We start from the raw sequence: 17,116 nt of genomic DNA, 5'->3' as shown, positions 1-17,116 counted from the left end.
GGTGTACCGGCGGGTGTTTTCGGTGGTGCGGGGGTTGCTGTTTTTGGCTGCGGGACACCCCTTATGAATAAGCCTCAAACAACGGAATCAGCTTTAATACTTTCCGCAGCTCTACCTGTAGGCCTATTAGCCCACGTCAGATACTGGAACCTGTGGATAACTTACCGCACCAGGCGTAATCTGCTGTCAAAAACCAGGCAAGAGCAGGAAAACCCTTGCCATGGCACAAACCCAGCACTATAAACACACATAAGACCTAGTCACAAAGATGTCACCAGGAGAGACTTATGAAGAGTGCATCCACCCGTCGCCTAGCCTTCACCGCCATCGCACTACTAGCTTTCACCGGTTGCGGAGCTCAAGCCACAGGTTCAGTACCGGAACCTGACAGCAGCACCAGTGCCGCCGTATCTGAGGTAGCGTCCGGCAGCGCAAGTAGCGCAGAAGAAACAGCCAGCACCGAAGAAACTAACTACTCAGGCGGCTCTAAAGCACCCGAAGGCGAATACCGCGCCGCTGACGAACACGGCCCAGCCCAGAACGTACCGAAGCCCGTAGCTCCGGAGGGCATGAACGTCGAAAGCACAGAAGCCATGCTCCTCTTCATCGACTACTGGAATGATATGCGGAACTATGCAATTCAAACTGGAGATACAGCAAGCGTTCGAAGTCTGATTAATGATTCATGGGTGTCAGAAATGGACTTCTATGATTCTCTAGACGAAATCTACAAATCAGGTGGTTGGGTCGTTGGCGGCACACGAGAAGTTATCAGCAACAGCAATCTATTGATATCACATGGCGAAGGCAAGTATTCCATCGGTAGCAATTTCGACGTTAAAGACTCGGTACTTTGGTACCAAGGTGAGGCGACATATAAAGATAGCTCAGATTTTATTTATAACGGAATCGAGATTCGTCTCTACTACAATGCATCCAACAATCGCTGGATAGTTGAATCAGCAGAGGTTGTGAATTAAGTGAAGATTGTACGGAGATCTATCGCTTCAGTAGCAATATTTTCTCTGCTATCCAGCACTGCAGCATTCGCAGATAATAGAGGTAGCACAACAAAAGATGGCTTTTCAGTCGACTCCGTGAAGAGCTCCTTTCTCGAAAATGTCGAAGGAGCAAACAACTCGCCGAAAGTTAGTGAATCCAAAAGCTACGGAAGCGATATGCCTGCCGCCGTCAACCTCATCTACTTCGACAAGCCCGACGTCCCCGGCAAAGCACCCGTTCAGCGTGGCGCCAGCATTCAAGAAGGCTCCTACTGCCTCACCAACGACGGCAACGTCGGCACACTCGGGCTCGTACCGTCCGACTGGGGCGCCGGCCGCGACTCCCCCTACGCCCTCCCCCAGGGACGCAGCCTTGGCTGCATCACCCTCGACCCAGCGGACCTCGAAGCCGCCGGCCTAGAACTCGCCGAAGAAAACGGGCAAACCGTGCTACGCACCGTCCGCGTCATCCTCACAACCCATGACTTCGATACCTTCCCCATCGCAGCCGCCACACCCCAGCAAGAACGCGCGCCCCACACCCTCAAAAACTACAACACCAACTTCTGGGCCGACCCCAACCCCCAAGAATTCACGCGCACCATTAACGGCCAAAACGTCGTACTTCGCGCAACCCCCATCTCCTACACCTTCGACTACGGGGACGGCGCCGCCCTCGGGCCAATTGCCTACCCCGGCTACCAGCTCGGCACGGACGTCTGGGACCAGCCCACCGACACCTCCCACCGCTACACAGACCCCGGCGACTACTACTTCGCCCTGACCACCACCTACCGCGGTGAATACTCAGTCGATGGCGGGCCCTGGCAGGTCATCGACGGTACAGTCAGCCGTACCAGCGACCCTCAGCTGGTGCGAGTCTGGCGCACACAGGTTGGCCTGGTTGCCGAGGACTGCACTACAGGTACGGACGCCTGGGGCTGCACCACCGGCTAGTTCCGCCACCAGCCAGCACAGAAACTTCACCAGAAAAGTATTTTCTTAGGTTTCGCACAGGTTCCCCGAATTGAGCTCAAAGGTTAGGGTGCCATAGTTAAAGACATGAGGACGAGGAGAGAAAACCTCACCACCTCAAGAGACTGAGAATCTCACCGTGACGATGAGTCACCTCTTTCAGAGAAATGTGTGTAACCTCTGTAGCTCCTCCCGTGAGGGATAGGTGCGAAAGAAATGTGTGTATGAGAAAAGGTCGCAACCAGAAGGTTGCGACCTTTTCTCTATCCTCCCAAATAGTAAGCAATGATATAATTGGGTGGAGTAGGCAGACAACAAGGAGGTTACCGTCATGACAACACCCTTACAGACCGCCGAAAAAGTTGGCTACCAGGCCAATGGAGCACCCTGGAAGCCTTCCCTTCTGCTCGCAGCCATATACACAGGCATGCTCGCCGTCATACTTGCAAGACACGGCTACTTAGCTGGGCTCTTCCCGCTCATATTCATCCCCATCTGGTACACGCAAGACCAGTCCAAACTCAAATATGACCGTATCGAAACATACACCCGCACCAGCTACACCGTTCTCTTCCTCGTAACTCTTGTCATCTGGTTCTTTACCCTGATATGGCTTATTCTCACCGAGCCAGAAATAGACACCTGGTCAAACATTGCAACCCTCATCAGCAGCTTTGGCGCCCTCACCCTGGCGGCCCGGTTCGCGATGCCCTGGATTCATAAGAGCAAACCCGTCATACCCAACAACAAATAGCAGGCAACTCTAGCATGACTAGAACCTACAGTTCTACAATGGTAGAAATCTCAAGGAGGAGATTCCCATGACCGAACAGACCACCCAGTCCCGCCCGGCCGTGCAGCAGGCGTCCGCGCCCTACACCCACGAGGAACGTATCGGCAACCGCTGGGCACCAACCCTGCTCTACACCATAGGAGCATCATTCGTGGCAGCCGCTATCCTGTACGAGCTTTACCCGCTAATGTTTGTGGGGCTCGGTTGCGTCATGACGTACAGTTTCGTGTTTGCGCGCCAGCCCGCGCAGACTGCCCCCTCCGACATCAAACCCAGCTACAAGATAGCGAGCAATCTGATTTATATGATTGCCATCATTGCTCTTTTAGAGCCCGCAATTAATGGCAATGCGCAGGAGACCTGGCGCCTAATTGCCATTATCGCCCTGGCTTTCACATTTAGCCGTTGGGTCATGACCGGCTACCACCCCATCGAGAGAACCACTCATGACTAGCTCCACAACCAAGCGCCTAGTCTTCGGGGCGCCAGTTTGGCCATCGTTGCTAGCAGCCTTCGGGTTTAGCCTTATAGCCTGGGTGGATCACGTCGACAGTATCTGGTTCAGAATGGCTAACGTCCTCCTTGTCTATATCGGGCTTAACCTCATGCCGTTACCAAGGACCTTCACACCGGTTAAACCCGCACTCATTTCTCTCGGAGCATCACTTCTCATCATTGCCCTGCTAGTCGGCACCACCATTCTGGTTCACGAGGTTCTCCTCCCCGAGCCCTTCGCACAGAGCGTCCCCGGCGCAGTCGCCAACCAGGCCATCACCGGGCTGGTCGCTTTCGCGCTCTTCCGCTGGGCTATGCCGGTACTTCCCAGATACGAGGGTAAGCACGTCTCCACAAAATAAAGACCCCATTAGAAACACACAAGGACGCCCGCCCCCACTCCCCTGCCACAGGGCAGGAAGGTGGGGCGGGCGTCCGCACCCTTAAGCTGCGTCTAACGCCTATGCGGCAGGCAGCTCGGGGAAGGCCTCAGCAACGCCGGGGAAAGTAATCTTGCCAGCATCGGTATTCAGGCCCAGGGCCAGATCGGGGTTGTTAGCTAGAGCCTCATCTACACCAGCAGCCAGCTTCAGCACGTAGGGCAAGGTGGCGTCGGTCAGGGCAATAGTCGAAGTGCGGGGCACAGCACCGGGCATGTTAGCAACGCAGTAGTGACGGATGCCGTCCACCTCAAAAATCGGGTCAGCATAGGTGGTGGGGCGGGAAGTCTCGAAGCAACCGCCCTGGTCAATCGCAACGTCAATCAGCAGGGTACCGGGCTTCATGGTCTTCAGGTGCTCACGGCGCACAACCTTAGGAGCCTTAGCGCCAGGAACCAGAATCGAACCGATCACCACATCGGCCTCAGCGATTTCACGCTCAATATTCGCGGGAGTGGAGTTCAGCACGCGCGCAGTAGACCCAAACAGGTCAGACAGTTCACGCACACGGGGGCCGTAACCCTCAAGAATAGTCACCTCAGCGCCAGCACCAACAGCCAGCTTAGCGGCGTGGGTACCCACGTTACCGCCACCCAGAACCACCACGCGGCCGGGGGCAACACCGGGCACGCCACCCAGCAGAATACCCTGACCACCCTCGGTAGCCATGGTGTACTGGGTCGCAGCCTGAGCAGCCAGACGGCCCGCAACCTCACTCATGGGAAGCAGCAGGGGCAGGGCACGGCCGTTACGCACAGTCTCGTACGCAATACCGCGGGTCTTAGCAGCCAGCAGAGCTTCGGTCAGGGGCTTGTCAGCGGCCAGGTGCAGGTAAGTGAAAAGGGTCAGATCCTCACGCAGGTACTTGTACTCGGATTCAATCGGCTCTTTGACCTTCACCAGCAGTTCAGCCTGGTTCCAGGCCTCGTCCTGGCTGACCAGGGTAGCGCCTGCCTTCTCGTATTCCTCGTTGGAGAAGCCTGCGCCGAGCCCGGCGTCCTTCTCAATCAGTACTTCGTGGCCAGCCTGAACAAGAGCCAGCACGCCGTCGGGGGTGAGGCCAACGCGCTGTTCCTGGGGCTTGATTTCGCGGGGTACGCCAATGCGCATGAGGGGGTCTCCCATTCATTTTCGTCGTTGAAAACTGTTGCGTTAATCAGCCTACGCCCTTTTGTTGAACAAAAACAACCCGCCCCAAATTTTCCTCATATTTCTAAGAAAATCTGGGGCGGTCAGGGGCTAGGCCAGCTCGGCGGCGGCAGCCGGGTCGAAGATTTGAAGGCATCTATAGAGAGGGGAAAAGCATTCCTTCTTCATATGTTGCATCGCTACTGACAAGCTGCCATAGCTCAGTTGAGTACGTCTGGTCTCCTTGAATATGGTCCACCCAATCAGACAACAGACGCAGAATATGAGCGGGAGCTTCCACCGGTAATCCCGAATACTCTAAACCTGTTGCTCCTTTCCACGGTGACTTTGCAACAGGACGAGTAAGACGCCTACCCCACAATCGGTTGTGGTGAGCAGCTAGGTTCCGAAAGAAATTTACGTTACCAATAGCTCGACGTAGTTCCTCAGCTCGTGTAAACCCTAAATCATCCATCAGACGCTGTATCTGGTTGGTATCTTTCCAGGTGCTCACCATCTTTGAGAGATCCCCGAGAGACATCGCCTCAACCATTGCCCACAAAGGAACCTGCTGCCCCTGATTCACGAAGTGTTGAAGATACAGCTCCTCGCGATTCAGGGTGTCTTCAATGCTTCTCATCAAAGATTCACGGCTGCGAGTAAGACCCGCGTGTTTAGCCTGCCAAGCATCTAAGGGCATTCCACGAGGCGGCAGGTTACTAGGGCGGGAGGGCTCGTATGCACTTCTCAAAAGATAGCGGGTAGGCCCGTTCTTTGCCCCTTCTGCCAGGCGAAAGGCTACCCGTGTTCTAATAATTGGTTCAATCACCTGCACACCACGAAAAACCAGTAGCCGCATCTGATCATCAAGCGAGTAGACCGTCAGAAGCTGTTCGAGAGTCGTTCCCGGCTTGAACTCATCAGCCGGAGCAGGTTCCATAAACTGCTTAAAGTAACCGCTGAAACGGTAGTAGTTCTGGTGCGCAAGGAAGTTGGCCAAAAGAACCCGCTGAGAATCGTCTAAAGGCAACCCACGCATCTCTAGTTTGGCTACCTGTTGGTCTATATCAAGCCATGGTTTGGTACGTTGCGGAGGGTGTTTTGGTGCCAGGTCTGAAGGCAGAATCATGTCTAAATTTTATAGAAAAATCCCCGTAGCGTACACGGCTAACGGATCAGCCAGTCACAAAGGACCGTACGCAACGGGGATGAATGTTGCTCTATAGTCTACCCGATTTCTGCTCAAGTGTTGAGCCTGCTCAAGGTAATCTACTCAACATCTAGAGCCACTGGAGAACCTAGATACAACCTAGGCCAGCTCGGCGGCGGCAGCCGGGTCGGAGTCGTTCAGGAACTTCTCAATACGCTCAGCCTCATCCGTCTCACCGATCGCTGCTGCGGTCTGACCCAGAATCAGCAGGGCCTTCAAGAAACCCCGGTTCGGTTCATGGCTCACCGGAATCGGGCCGTGCCCGCGCCAACCATTGCCGCGCAGGGCGTCCAGACCGCGGTGGTAGCCCACGCGCGCATAGGCGTAGGCTTCAAGAGTCCTACCGGCGCTCAGGGTTTCTTCAGCCAGCAGGGCCCAGGCCAGCGACGACTTGGGGAAGGCCTGCGCAAGGTCGGCAGGAGCTTCACCGGCGCGGACGCGGGCCGTCAGCTCAGGCTCTTCAGGCAGCAGGGTGGGGGCGGGGCCATCTAGCAGGTTCTTACCGGCAAGTGACATGGGTACTCCATTCAACTCAAATTCTTGTAACTACAAAAAGTCTACGCGTGCCCGGGGAAAAGGAGGGCCTTGCCTGCCTCACTCAACCGCACGCGCAGGGGACGGGACGAGGTGCGCTCAACCAGTCTTTCTTGTTCCACTTCAACAAGATAGGCCCGAACCGTATTTCGCGACTTCCCAAGAATCTGCGCTAAATCGCTCCATTCAATTCCGCGGCCCCCGCTGAAAAGATGAGCCTGACCCAGAATAAACAGCGCATCAAGCGCGCCAGCCGACAGCTCAGACTCGCCTGACTTAAGCCCGTCGACACGCTCATGCAGCAACTGCATCATCTGTTTCTTTGCCTCAAAATCATCAATGAGTTCAAGCTGTGCGTCACGTATGAACCCAAGTATTACATGGGCAAATAGTGTGACTTCACCATAATTAAGCGGCTCCTCAGCTTCGGTAAAAGCCCTGTGGTATTCCTCTTTTTTCTGCTTTATAAGGTGCGAGAGGGCAAGCACCGTGTAGGTAGAGAGAACCTCCTGCAGCTGGGCGCTTAAGAAAAAACGCCCGAAGCGTCCATTGCCGTCATAGAAGGGGTGGGCCGCCTCAAACATAAAGTGCGAGACAGCTCTAGAAGGAAGAAAGGGCACCTCGGTGTTCTCAAGATGGTCAAACATAGCCCGTAGCTGCTGTTCAAGTGCCTCTTCGTCGCGAGCACCAGTATGAATAATTTTGCCTGCCCCATCATGCACAAAGACAGGACCAGCCCTAAAAAGCCTGCCATCAGGGCGGTCTTCATCAGCGATCTCTGACCCAAAAAGGCGGTCGTAGGTAGCTCGTACTTCTTCCAGGGTATGCGGAACGTCAACCTTGCCCTGCGATAGCTCAAGATAGAGCCGAGCAATCTCTCTAAACTTCTTGTTATCAGAGGGTTCAGCGTCGAGGGCCTCCTGGATCTCCTGCCTGGTTGACCGCACGCCCTCAATCTCGTTCGTCGCTGAAATTTCCTGGGTGATGAGCTCATACAGGTAACTTGCCCGAGCAGTCGCGGGAAGACTAGCGGCAAGTTCCTCAAGAGTTCTCTCATTCAGCAGGATCTGTTCCTGCAGAAGGAGCAGCTGGGGGGTCACTGTGTAAAACAGAGTGTGGTCGCCCAGAACAAAGCTGGTTTCGTACCCCATATCGCGGCGTTCCTGCGCGAACCTTTCAGCGGTCTGCCGGTCGAACTGGTGAAAAATAGATTTGAGGCTCCGGTATTTTTTCATGCTCCCCTATCTCCCAAAATCTCATCTTTTTGGTAGTTACAGGCAATCCTATGCCACTCTATCTCCCAAAAACACCCCATTTTGGGAGATAGAACCACAACCAAACGCCTCTAACTCCCAAAAACACCCTTTTTTGTATTTAAGCCTCGCGCCGCCCACCAGCTACTCCCATGCCTGCCGACGGCAGGCGTCCGCGCACCCCGCTGTGACGAAAACCCAGCCGCACCACACCGAGGTGTCCCGTATAGTGTGAGAGGTCAACTTCGCCGACGAAGTGGAAAACACACACGATCACATAGATACAGAGAGACTCCTATGACGCTTGAACTCACCATGGTTCAGTCCGCCGGCTGGGCAGTAATGCTGCTGCTGCTCGGTATGTGGATTAAGAACCGCTTCTACTTCTTCCAGCGGTTCGCCATCCCCTCGCCCGTCATCGGCGGCTTCCTCTTCTCCCTGGTCAACCTGGTACTCAACCAGACCGGGGTATTGACCATCAAGTTCGACACCACCCTGCAGAGCTTCTTCATGGTCATCTTCTTCACCTCGGTCGGATACGGTGCCTCGCTCAAGGTGCTCAAGTCAGCCGGCTCAAAGGTAGGCCTCTTCCTGCTGGTCGCAACGGGTCTCTGTATCGCGCAGAACATCGTGGCCGTCCTGGTCGCCCCCGTGGTCAACGTCGACCCGGCCCTGGCGCTCATGACCGGCTCCACCCCCATGACCGGCGGCCACGGTGTTTCCGGTGGTATCGCCCCGCTCGTTGAAGCCTCCGGCGTCACCGGTGCAGAAACCGTCGCCTACACCGCCGCAACCTTCGGCCTCATCGCCGGCTCACTCATGGGTGGCCCCGTCGCCAACCGCCTAATCATCAAGCACAACCTGCTCGAGAAGGAACCCTCCCACCAGGTCAACATCAATACGGCCCTGCTGACCGTACGCCCCCGCAAGCTCGACGCCGACAGCATCCTGCACGGCTTCATCATGATCCTGGTCGCCATGTTCATCGGTAGCTACCTGACCGAAGCCCTCAACTACCTGGTCGGCCAGCTCACCGACCGCGCCGCCTTCCCCAGCTACATGGGCCCCATGATCATCGCCATCGCCCTGCGCTACATCAGCGACCGCCGCAACTCCAAGGAATACCACGAGCTCGTCCCCGAGCAGGAGGTCGAGGTACTGGGCAACATCGGCCTCAACGTCTTTTTGGCGATGGCCCTCATGAATATTCAGCTCTGGCAGCTGGCCGAGCTGGCTATCCCGCTCATCGTGCTCCTGCTAGCCCAGATTGCACTCATGTGGGTATGGGCTAACTTCGTTACCTTCCGTGCCATGGGCGCAGACTACGACGCAGCTATCCTCACCGCCGGCCACTGCGGCTTCGGCATGGGCGCAACCCCCAACGGCATCGCCAACATGGCTTCCCTGGTCACCAAATACAAGGCCTCCAAGCTGGCCTTCTTCATCCTGCCCATCGTCGGCGGCATGTTCATCGACTTCACCAACCTGGTGAACATCATGACCTTCCTGTCCATCGTCTAGCCGGGACCGGCGTCCGCACATCACGGGGCACATTCACCACCACAGCACAAAGGCGCCGGACGCACCCGCACAAGCGGGAGCGTCCGGCGCCTTTGCTCTAGGCTAGCGGACCTAGCTACAGGGCTTACTTGCCGGAGGTACCAGCGGAGCCGAGCTGCTGGGCAGCTTCAACCACGCGAGCGGCCATGCCAGCTTCAGCAGCTGCACCCCATACGCGGGGGTCGTAGGTCTTCTTGTTGCCGACCTCGCCGTCAACCTTGAGCACGCCGTCGTAGTTGCGGAACATGTGGTCCACAACGGGGCGGGTGTAGGCGTACTGGGTGTCGGTGTCGATGTTCATCTTGATAACACCGTAGGAAACTGCATCTGCAATCTCCTGCTCGGTGGAGCCTGAACCGCCGTGGAAGACCAGGAAGAAGGGCTTTTCGCCCTTGCCGTACTTGGCGCCGACCTCGGTCTGGATTTCCTTGAGCAGTTCGGGGCGCAGGTGAACGTTACCGGGCTTGTAGACGCCGTGAACGTTACCGAAGGTCAGGGCTGCCATGTAGGTGCCCTTTTCGCCCAGGCCGATGGCCTCAACGGTCTTGATGGCGTCCTCAACGGTGGTGTAGAGGGAGTCATCGATAGCGCCTTCAACGCCGTCTTCTTCGCCGCCGACAGCGCCGATTTCGACCTCGAGAACCTGGTGGTTCTTGGAGGTACGCTCGATCAGTTCCTGAGCGATCTTGAGGTTCTCTTCGAGGGAGATAGCGGAGCCGTCCCACATGTGGGAGTTGAAGATGGGGTCTTCGCCGCGGGCTACAGCCTTCTCTGATTCTGCGAGCAGGGGCAGCACGAAGTCGTCGAGCTTATCCTGGGGGCAGTGGTCGGTGTGCAGGGCGATGTTGACGTCGTACTGCTTGGCAACTTCGCGTGCGTAGGCAGCGAAGGCGAGGGAGCCGACAACCATGTTCTTCTTGTTGGGGCCTGACCAGTAGGCGGCGCCACCGGTGGAGGCCTGGATGATGCCGTCTGAGCCTGCTTCTGCGAAGCCGCGGATAGCTGCGTTCAGGGTCTGTGAAGAGGTGACGTTGACTGCGGGGTACGCAAAGCCCTTGGCGCGGGCGTTTTCGAGCATTTCTGCGTAGACTTCAGGGGTTGCAATAGGCATGCTGACTCCTTGGTTGTCGGTGGGGCCACCCGGTTGGTGGCCTGGTGTGAGTTGGTGCTGCACCCGGTGCGTGTAAGGACGCGGTGGGGCGAGCGCCTGCCTGCTTTTCAGTTTACCAAGGGCGCGGCGGGAAAGGGTAGGTTTCCCACACTAATTTCGGACATAAACCCACAGAAAACCATGTGTTTCTGGGGGTCTTAAGCACCCTAACACCGGCTTTTGGTGCTTGCCGGTGTTAGGGTGTTGGGTTTTTATGGGTTTAGTGAGGAGTATTCAAAAGGTGAGTGAAGCGGGATCGCAGCCAGCGCGAGCCTGCCAAACCTTTTGAATACGGTTTACAGCGCGAAGATCCACATGGCCAGGGTCATGGTCACGGCGGTGATCGCCACGATGGAGAAGAGGTTGAGCCAGAGGCCGCCCTTGACCATCTGCCCGATGGTGACGTAGCCCGAGCCGTAGGCGATGGCATTGGGCGGGGTCGCTACAGGGAGCATGAAGGCGCAGGTGGCGGCGAGGGCGACGGGGATGGCAAGCAGCATGGGGTCGTAGCCCATGCCCATGGCGATGCCGCCGGCGACGGGTAGGAAGGTGGCTGCGGTGGCGGTGTTACTGGTGAGTTCGGTGAGGAAGATGACGCCGGTGGTCACCAGCAGCACGATGACGAGGATGGGCAGGGTGCCGAGGGCGCCGACGGAGTCGCCGATCCACTGGGTGAGGCCGGAGCTGGTGAACTGGCCGGAGAGGGCTAGGCCGCCGCCGAAGAGGAGCAGGACGCCCCAGGGCAGCTTGGTTGCGGTTTCCCAGTCGATGAGGCGCACGCCCTTGTTGGCGGTGCCACCGGCGGGTAGCGCAAAGAGCAGCAGGCCGACGGCGACGGCGATACCGGCGTCGGTGATGGGCGGTGACTTAGACCAGATGATGGGGACGAAAATCCAGGCCAGGGCGGCAGCGATAAAGATGATGAGCACGCGCAGTTCGCCCGAGCTCATGGCACCGAGTTTGGCGTATTCGTTGGCGATGAGTTTCTTACCGCCGGGAATTTCTTTGATTTCTGGTTTGAAGAGTACCTTGGTGAGCAGGAACCAGCAGACGAAAAGAACCACTACAGACAGGGGCACGCCCACCAGCATCCACTGGCCAAAGCCGATGTGAACGTCGTGGGTATCTGCCATGTAACCGGCCAGCAGGGTGTTGGGCGGGGTACCGATCAGGGTGCCCAGGGAACCGATGGAGGCAGCGTAGGCGATACCCAGCATGAGGGCGGTTCCGAAGTCGGACTTGATCACGGCGTCCTTGACGGCCTGGTCGTCGGGGGACGCGCCGTCCTCAATTTTAATGTCGGTGGTGCCGCTGGCCTGGGCAATCAGCATGAGCACGGAGACACCGATGGGGATCATCATGACGGCGGTGGCGGTATTCGAGACCCACATGGAGAGAAAGCCGGTGGCTACCATGAAGCCCGCAACCATCATGGAGGGCTTGGTACCCATGACCTTGAGAGTGAGCAGGGCGATGCGGCGGTGCAGGTTCCAGCGCTGCATGGCCAGGGCGAGTAGGAATCCGCCCATGAAGAGGAAGATGATGTTGTTGCCGTAGCTAGCGCCGATGTCGTTGATTTTTACTTCGCTGTTGAAGACAGGGAAAATCACCAGCGGCAGCAGGGCTGTGGCGGGGATGGGCAGGGCTTCGGTCATCCACCAGGCCCCCATGAGGACGGCGGTGGCTGCGGTCAGGCGCGCGGCGTCGGGTACGTCGCCGGGCATGATGACGTAAACCAGGGCGGCTGCAAGCAGGCCGCCGAAGAGGCCGATGAGGCGCTTTTTGCGTTCGCCGGCTTCAACCTCTGGCGCCTGGGAGCCGCGCGAGCGGTGAATCTGGTCTATGGCCTGGGTGGGAGCTGCACTGTATTTTTGCAGGTGGTCACCCGTGATGTGGGGCTTGTCCATCTCAACCTCACTTCATTGTGTGTGCTGATGCCGTAGGTAACTGCCCTCAGAAAGAAACAGCTTACCTAGGCGGAATGTGTGTACAGGGAATGTTTTTACTGTACCTGATAAGCACTTTTATGAAGCGGAGGTGAACAAGTTTTACCCCTGCCCCGTCCGGTCTACCCTTCGCGCAGTTCGCGACGGCGGTCAGCGATGGTGAAGGCCAGGCCGAGCGAGAGGGTGAGCACGATAGCCCCGAAGGAGGCAATCAACCCCACGTTCCAGTGGGCACCAGATTCAACTAGCCCGTAGAGAATCGAGGGAATGATAGCTGTACCGATTGCCGTGCCCATACGCTGGCCCAGGGACAGCACACCGCCGGCCACACCGCTAATAGCGGGCGGAACGGACGCCAGGGTGAGGGTCTGATTGGGAGAGATCACCAGGCCGCCACCGGCACCAATCAAGATGAGGGGCACCGCCAGAGCCCAGACCGGCAGCAGCCCCTGCTCAACCGGGGTGACGGTAAGCATGGTGGCAAGAATCGAAGTGAGCGACAGCCCGAACCCCAGCATCACCATGCGGCGGCCCATAGCCAGCACGCGGCGTCCTGCCCAGGGAGCAGCAAAAGCAGACAGCATGGAGGAGGGAATCGTAATGAGAGCGGCGGTCAGCGCGCTTTGCCCCAGGTGGTTCTGTACGTAAATGGGGATCACCAGCCAGACGCTGGTATTGCCCAAGAAGTAGAGGGTCACGATCATAATGCCATTGCGGAAAGCCGGCTTGGTCACCAAATCAATGTCGAGCATGGGCGGGCGACCTGCCTTCTTGTAGCGCTTCTCCCAAGCAATGAAGAAGGCCAGCAGGGCTAGGCCAGCCGGCAGGGTTACCCAGACCAGCAGATTGCCGCTGCGTTCCACGAAGGGGAAGAGTACCGCGAAGATTGCCAGGGCCAGGGTGGTCATACCGACGGGGTCTAGGTCGAGGCGGGCGCGCTGCAAGGGGGCGGACGGCCGGTCGTTGGGTACCCAGAGACGGGCCAGTAGCAACCCGGCAAGACCGATGGGCACATTGACCAGGAACATCATGCGCCAGCCCAGGGAGTCCCCGAAAATCTGGATGAGGAAGCCGCCGAGTACCGGCCCCACGATGACGGCGAGCGCTACCACCGTACCGAACATACCGTAGGCGCGGGCACGGGCCTGGCCGGTGAAGTTGGCCTGAATGATGCCCGTGGTTTGGGGGTTGAAGAAGCCTGCACCGAGGCCCTGGAGCACGCGGGCGGCGATGAGAATTTCGATGGTGGGCGCGACAGCACTGAGCAGGGAGCCCAGGGTGAAGAAGGAAACCCCGATCATGAACATGCGGCGGCGGCCGGTAGCGTCGCCGATACGACCGGCGGCAACCAGGGGCACGCCGAAGGCCAGGGCGTAGCCGGATACGACCCACTGGGTTTGGCTGGACCCCGCGTTGAGGGAGTGCCCGATAGGGGTGAGGGCGACATTGACGACTGAGATGGCCATAAGGGCCATAAAGAGCGGGGTGAGCAGGGCCGTGAGGAGCTTACGGGGGCTGCTGGTGGCGGGCAGCTGGGCATCAGGTGCTCCCTGGGTGTTACCGGGATCTGGCCTTGTGTTCATACTGCACCTCTTTGCTCTCGTCTTTAGCGTACATGGCCATTCTAGACCCAGTAGTACATTAATAAAATACTTCAGGGGGAAAGTTTTTGCAGAAATGCAAGTGCTTACGAGAATCGCGGAGTGCCCACGAAACGTGTGGGTACTCCGCGATTTTCATGGACACTCACCACCAGCGGACGCCGGCGGGGCGCGCGTCCGCTCTCAGGTCTAGCTGACGCGCTGGCCGAACTCGTGACGGCGGATCCAGGCATGCATGGCAATGCCGGCAGCGGTTGCTGCGTTCATAGAGCGGGTGGAGCCGTACTGTTCGATCGACAGGGTTGCCTCGGCGGCCGCGTGAATCTCCTCTGACAGGCCGGGACCCTCTTGCCCAAAGACCAGGACGCAGTCCTTGGGCAGGTCGTAGGTTTCCAGTTGCTTGGAGTCGGGGAAGATGTCGATGCCGATAATGGCAAGCCCCTCACCCTTCGCCCAGGTCACAAAGTCCTCGACGGTGGGGTGATGGCGCACGTGCTGGTAGCGGTCAGTCACCATAGCCCCGCGTCGGTTCCAGCGCTTCTTGCCGATAATGTGCACTTCTTTCGCCAAAAAGGCGTTAGCGGTGCGCACCACGGTGCCGATGTTGAGGTCGTGCTGCCAGTTTTCGATGGCTACGTGGAAGGAGTGGCGGCGGGTATCGAGGTCGGCGATGATGGCGTCCATGGTCCAGTAGCGGTAGTGGTCAAGGACGTTGCGGCGGTCGCCCTCGCGCAGCAGCTCGGGGTCCCAGTGGTCGCCTTCTGGCCATTCGCCTTCCCAGGGGCCGACGCCGATTTCCCGCTCCGGGCTCTCGGTTTCGGGCTCGGTTGCTTCTAGGTCTGCCACTTAGTCCAGGCCCAGGTCGGTCTTGGAGTAGGCGTAGAGGCAGGGCACGCCTGCAACCTCTTCGATGTGCTCCTTGGCGCCGGTTGCACGGTCAACAATAACGGCAACGGCTACAACCTCAGCACCAGCCTTGCGCAGGGCTTCAACGGCGGTGAGAGCGGAGCCGCCGGTGGTGGAGGTGTCCTCGACAGCTACCACGCGGCGTCCTTCCACTGAGGGGCCCTCAACCTGACGGCCCATGCCGTAGGACTTCTGAGCCTTACGCACCACGAAGGTGTCGATGGCGCGGCCCTGGTCACCTGCGGTGCGCATGATGGCGTGGCCGACGGGGTCAGCACCCATGGTCAGACCGCCGGCGGCGTCAAATTCGATTCCGGCTGAGTCGAGCAGGTCGAGCATGACTTGGCCAACCAGGCGGGAGGCCTCGTGGTGCAGGGTGATGCGGCGCAGGTCAACGTAGTAGTCGGCTTCTTTACCGGAGGCCAAGGTGACCTTGCCGCGCACGACGGCCAGTTCGCTGATGAGCTCGCGCAGACGTTCGCGGGCTTCTTCGATGGGGAGGGTGGTGGAGAGGTTAGTCATGCTTTTTAGTCTAGTAGACCGGCAGATATTTACCCCGCGAAAAGTGCAAGTGCCCCGCGAAAAGTGACAGGCACTTGCACTTTTTAGGGGGTAGCTGCCTTGAGCTTGGTGACCATCTCGTCATATTCGGCGGCCGGGTCGGAGTCAGCGACAATCGCCCCACCAGCGGCCAGGGTGACCAGGCCGTCCGAGTGGGCTACCAGCGTCCTGATGACGATGGAGAGGGCGGCTGAGCCGTCCGCCCCCAAGTAGCCCAGGGCACCGGAGTAGACCCCGCGGGCCCGGCCCTCAAGCCGGTCGATAATAGCCATGGTGGCGGCCTTGGGTGCCCCGGTCATGGACCCGCCGGGGAAGCAGGCGGCGACCGCGTCCAGGGCGGTGATGCCCGGACGCAGCTGGGAGACGATGGTCGAGACCAGTTGGTGCACGGTCGAGTAGGATTCCACCCCCATCAGCACCGGCACCCGCACGCTCTCGGGGTGGGAGACCAGGGAGAGGTCGTTGCGGAGTAGGTCCACAATCATGAGGTTTTCGGCGCGGGTTTTGGGGTCGCTGGCGAGCCAGCTGGCTGCCTGCTGGTCTTCACGGGCGGACGCACCCCGCGGCACGGTGCCCTTAATGGGCTTGGCTTCAGCGCGACCCTCAGCAGTGACCGTCAGAAATTTTTCGGGAGAGGACGAGAGCACCGTAAAGTCATCGCAGCGTAGGAAGGCCGCGTAGGGGGCGGCGTTGGCCTGGCGCTGGGCCAGATAGAGACTCAGCAGTTCGTCAGCTTCCAGGGGGGTAGGCAGCTGCAGGGAGGTTTCAGCCGTCAGGCAGACCTCGTAGCTGTTACCTTCAGCGATTTCAGCCTGGGCTGTGGCAATGGCAGCCAGGTAGCGGTCACGGTCGGGCAGGGGGAAGTTTGGTACATCTACCCGCGAAGCATATTCTTGACCGGCTATAGATTCAGGTGAAGAGCTATTTTTAAGCAGTTTTTGCGCGGTCTCTTCAACCCAGTTAGCGGGGCCAACCAGCCAGGAGGCCCCACTAGCGTGCTCGTACATCAGGTAGTGGGTGGCGGGCATCCAGAGGGCGTCGGGGGTGCGGGCCACCCGCTGGGGGTGTTCGCTGTGGAAGGCGGTGACTTCTAGGTCTGCGTGAGCCTCATAGCCCATAAACCCCACATAGCCGCCCAGTAGGACGTCGGCGGGCGGGACGTCCTGACCCTCATCGAGTTCGGGGCGGGGCGCGGATTCCAGGAAGGCGGGGAGCACCTGCCAAATACTGTCGCGATAAACCTGGTACGGGCGTCCGCTCGTATCGAGCACATCAACCTGCCCCGGCTGCGCATAGCGCAGCACTCCCCCGTCCAGGGGCGCCCCCAGGTAGGAGTAGCGGGACATAGGCGACTCGTCGCGGGCTGAATCCAGCCAAAAAGCATACGCAGAACTACCAGCCAGCACGGGGAAGGCGGCGGCGGGTTCTACCGGGAAGTTCAGGACACGACAGGTTAGAGAGGTCACCGACTTATTGTAACGAGACAGGCGAAGGTTTTACCTGCGCGGGTGTGTTGGGGCGGACGCCAAGGGACAGAGCGGAGGTTTTGCCTGCGCAAGCCTG

Annotated in this window: 16 protein-coding genes; 6 read left to right on the top strand and 10 right to left on the bottom strand. The window is 58.6% G+C overall.

Annotation, left to right across the window (positions count from 1 at the left end):
* Positions 1-287: 287 nt before the first annotated feature.
* From ACED88_RS10025 to ACED88_RS10005, 5 genes are all read left to right on the top strand, one after another.
* Entirely contained in the window at positions 288-980 is a 693-nt protein-coding gene (locus tag ACED88_RS10025; protein ID WP_449109502.1) for a DUF6318 family protein, read from the top strand.
* Positions 981-1,178: 198 nt separating this feature from the next.
* Entirely contained in the window at positions 1,179-1,958 is a 780-nt protein-coding gene (locus ACED88_RS10020) for a hypothetical protein (protein WP_449109501.1), read from the top strand.
* Positions 1,959-2,307: 349 nt separating this feature from the next.
* Positions 2,308-2,730 carry a hypothetical protein gene (locus tag ACED88_RS10015; RefSeq protein ID WP_449109500.1) on the top strand — a complete coding sequence of 141 codons (423 nt, stop codon included), beginning with the start codon at positions 2,308-2,310 and terminating at the stop codon, positions 2,728-2,730.
* Positions 2,731-2,797: 67 nt separating this feature from the next.
* Positions 2,798-3,223, top strand: coding sequence for a hypothetical protein (locus ACED88_RS10010; protein WP_449109499.1), 426 nt, complete (start codon positions 2,798-2,800; stop codon positions 3,221-3,223).
* The gene (locus ACED88_RS10005; protein ID WP_449109498.1) at positions 3,216-3,626 is read left to right on the top strand and encodes a hypothetical protein; all 411 of its coding nucleotides are present in this window, start codon (positions 3,216-3,218) and stop codon (positions 3,624-3,626) included. The genes ACED88_RS10010 and ACED88_RS10005 overlap by 8 nt, the downstream gene beginning before the upstream one ends.
* A 99-nt stretch (positions 3,627-3,725) precedes the next feature.
* Here ACED88_RS10005 and ald read toward each other — a convergent pair whose 3' ends face one another.
* The 4 genes from ald to ACED88_RS09985 form a co-directional block, all read right to left on the bottom strand.
* Positions 3,726-4,814, bottom strand: a complete 1,089-nt coding sequence (gene ald, locus ACED88_RS10000; protein ID WP_449109497.1) for an alanine dehydrogenase — start codon at positions 4,812-4,814, stop codon at positions 3,726-3,728.
* Between the two features lie 175 nt (positions 4,815-4,989).
* The gene (locus ACED88_RS09995) at positions 4,990-5,961 is read right to left on the bottom strand and encodes an Abi family protein (protein WP_449107897.1); all 972 of its coding nucleotides are present in this window, start codon (positions 5,959-5,961) and stop codon (positions 4,990-4,992) included.
* Between the two features lie 180 nt (positions 5,962-6,141).
* Positions 6,142-6,558: a DUF3151 domain-containing protein gene (locus ACED88_RS09990; protein ID WP_135012220.1), complete on the bottom strand. Its 417-nt coding sequence runs from the start codon at positions 6,556-6,558 to the stop codon at positions 6,142-6,144.
* Between the two features lie 41 nt (positions 6,559-6,599).
* Positions 6,600-7,811 (bottom strand): Fic family protein, encoded by a 1,212-nt coding sequence (locus ACED88_RS09985; protein WP_431464493.1) that lies wholly within the window; start codon positions 7,809-7,811, stop codon positions 6,600-6,602.
* A 315-nt stretch (positions 7,812-8,126) separates the two neighbouring features.
* On the opposite strand from ACED88_RS09985, the gene gltS reads away from it, so the two are divergent.
* Complete coding sequence (gene gltS / locus ACED88_RS09980; protein ID WP_449107896.1) at positions 8,127-9,350, top strand: sodium/glutamate symporter; 1,224 nt, start codon at positions 8,127-8,129, stop codon at positions 9,348-9,350.
* A gap of 124 nt (positions 9,351-9,474) precedes the next feature.
* Here the strand turns inward: gltS and fbaA are convergent, their stop codons facing one another.
* From fbaA to ACED88_RS09950, 6 genes are all read right to left on the bottom strand, one after another.
* A complete protein-coding gene (gene fbaA, locus ACED88_RS09975) occupies positions 9,475-10,500 on the bottom strand; it encodes a class II fructose-bisphosphate aldolase (RefSeq protein ID WP_135012224.1) in 1,026 nt (341 codons plus the stop codon).
* A gap of 335 nt (positions 10,501-10,835) precedes the next feature.
* Positions 10,836-12,446, bottom strand: a complete 1,611-nt coding sequence (locus ACED88_RS09970) for an SLC13 family permease (protein ID WP_449109496.1) — start codon at positions 12,444-12,446, stop codon at positions 10,836-10,838.
* A 161-nt stretch (positions 12,447-12,607) separates the two neighbouring features.
* Positions 12,608-14,068, bottom strand: a complete 1,461-nt coding sequence (locus tag ACED88_RS09965) for an MFS transporter (protein WP_449109495.1) — start codon at positions 14,066-14,068, stop codon at positions 12,608-12,610.
* A gap of 207 nt (positions 14,069-14,275) precedes the next feature.
* Positions 14,276-14,932 carry a TrmH family RNA methyltransferase gene (locus ACED88_RS09960; protein ID WP_237187356.1) on the bottom strand — a complete coding sequence of 219 codons (657 nt, stop codon included), beginning with the start codon at positions 14,930-14,932 and terminating at the stop codon, positions 14,276-14,278.
* Complete coding sequence (gene pyrE, locus ACED88_RS09955) at positions 14,933-15,514, bottom strand: orotate phosphoribosyltransferase (RefSeq protein ID WP_237187354.1); 582 nt, start codon at positions 15,512-15,514, stop codon at positions 14,933-14,935.
* A gap of 83 nt (positions 15,515-15,597) precedes the next feature.
* Positions 15,598-17,019 (bottom strand): anthranilate synthase component I family protein, encoded by a 1,422-nt coding sequence (locus ACED88_RS09950; RefSeq protein WP_449109494.1) that lies wholly within the window; start codon positions 17,017-17,019, stop codon positions 15,598-15,600.
* Positions 17,020-17,116 lie beyond the last annotated feature (97 nt).

It is taken from the genome of Rothia sp. 11273D007AR (genome assembly GCF_053547255.1).
This window is presented reverse-complemented; position numbering and strand designations above follow the sequence as displayed.

Excerpts from the sequence above, each read along its gene's own strand:
- ACED88_RS09965 (WP_449109495.1), bottom strand. The coding sequence starts at position 14,068 with ATGAACACAAGGCCAGATCCCGGTAACACCCAGGGAGCACCTGATGCC.
- gltS (WP_449107896.1), top strand. The coding sequence starts at position 8,127 with ATGACGCTTGAACTCACCATGGTTCAGTCCGCCGGCTGGGCAGTAATG.
- ACED88_RS10015 (WP_449109500.1), top strand. The coding sequence starts at position 2,308 with ATGACAACACCCTTACAGACCGCCGAAAAAGTTGGCTACCAGGCCAAT.
- fbaA (WP_135012224.1), bottom strand. The coding sequence starts at position 10,500 with ATGCCTATTGCAACCCCTGAAGTCTACGCAGAAATGCTCGAAAACGCC.
- ACED88_RS09990 (WP_135012220.1), bottom strand. The coding sequence starts at position 6,558 with ATGTCACTTGCCGGTAAGAACCTGCTAGATGGCCCCGCCCCCACCCTG.
- ACED88_RS10025 (WP_449109502.1), top strand. The coding sequence starts at position 288 with ATGAAGAGTGCATCCACCCGTCGCCTAGCCTTCACCGCCATCGCACTA.
- ACED88_RS10010 (WP_449109499.1), top strand. The coding sequence starts at position 2,798 with ATGACCGAACAGACCACCCAGTCCCGCCCGGCCGTGCAGCAGGCGTCC.
- pyrE (WP_237187354.1), bottom strand. The coding sequence starts at position 15,514 with ATGACTAACCTCTCCACCACCCTCCCCATCGAAGAAGCCCGCGAACGT.
- ald (WP_449109497.1), bottom strand. The coding sequence starts at position 4,814 with ATGCGCATTGGCGTACCCCGCGAAATCAAGCCCCAGGAACAGCGCGTT.
- ACED88_RS10005 (WP_449109498.1), top strand. The coding sequence starts at position 3,216 with ATGACTAGCTCCACAACCAAGCGCCTAGTCTTCGGGGCGCCAGTTTGG.
- ACED88_RS09970 (WP_449109496.1), bottom strand. The coding sequence starts at position 12,446 with ATGGACAAGCCCCACATCACGGGTGACCACCTGCAAAAATACAGTGCA.
- ACED88_RS09985 (WP_431464493.1), bottom strand. The coding sequence starts at position 7,811 with ATGAAAAAATACCGGAGCCTCAAATCTATTTTTCACCAGTTCGACCGG.
- ACED88_RS10020 (WP_449109501.1), top strand. The coding sequence starts at position 1,179 with ATGCCTGCCGCCGTCAACCTCATCTACTTCGACAAGCCCGACGTCCCC.
- ACED88_RS09995 (WP_449107897.1), bottom strand. The coding sequence starts at position 5,961 with ATGATTCTGCCTTCAGACCTGGCACCAAAACACCCTCCGCAACGTACC.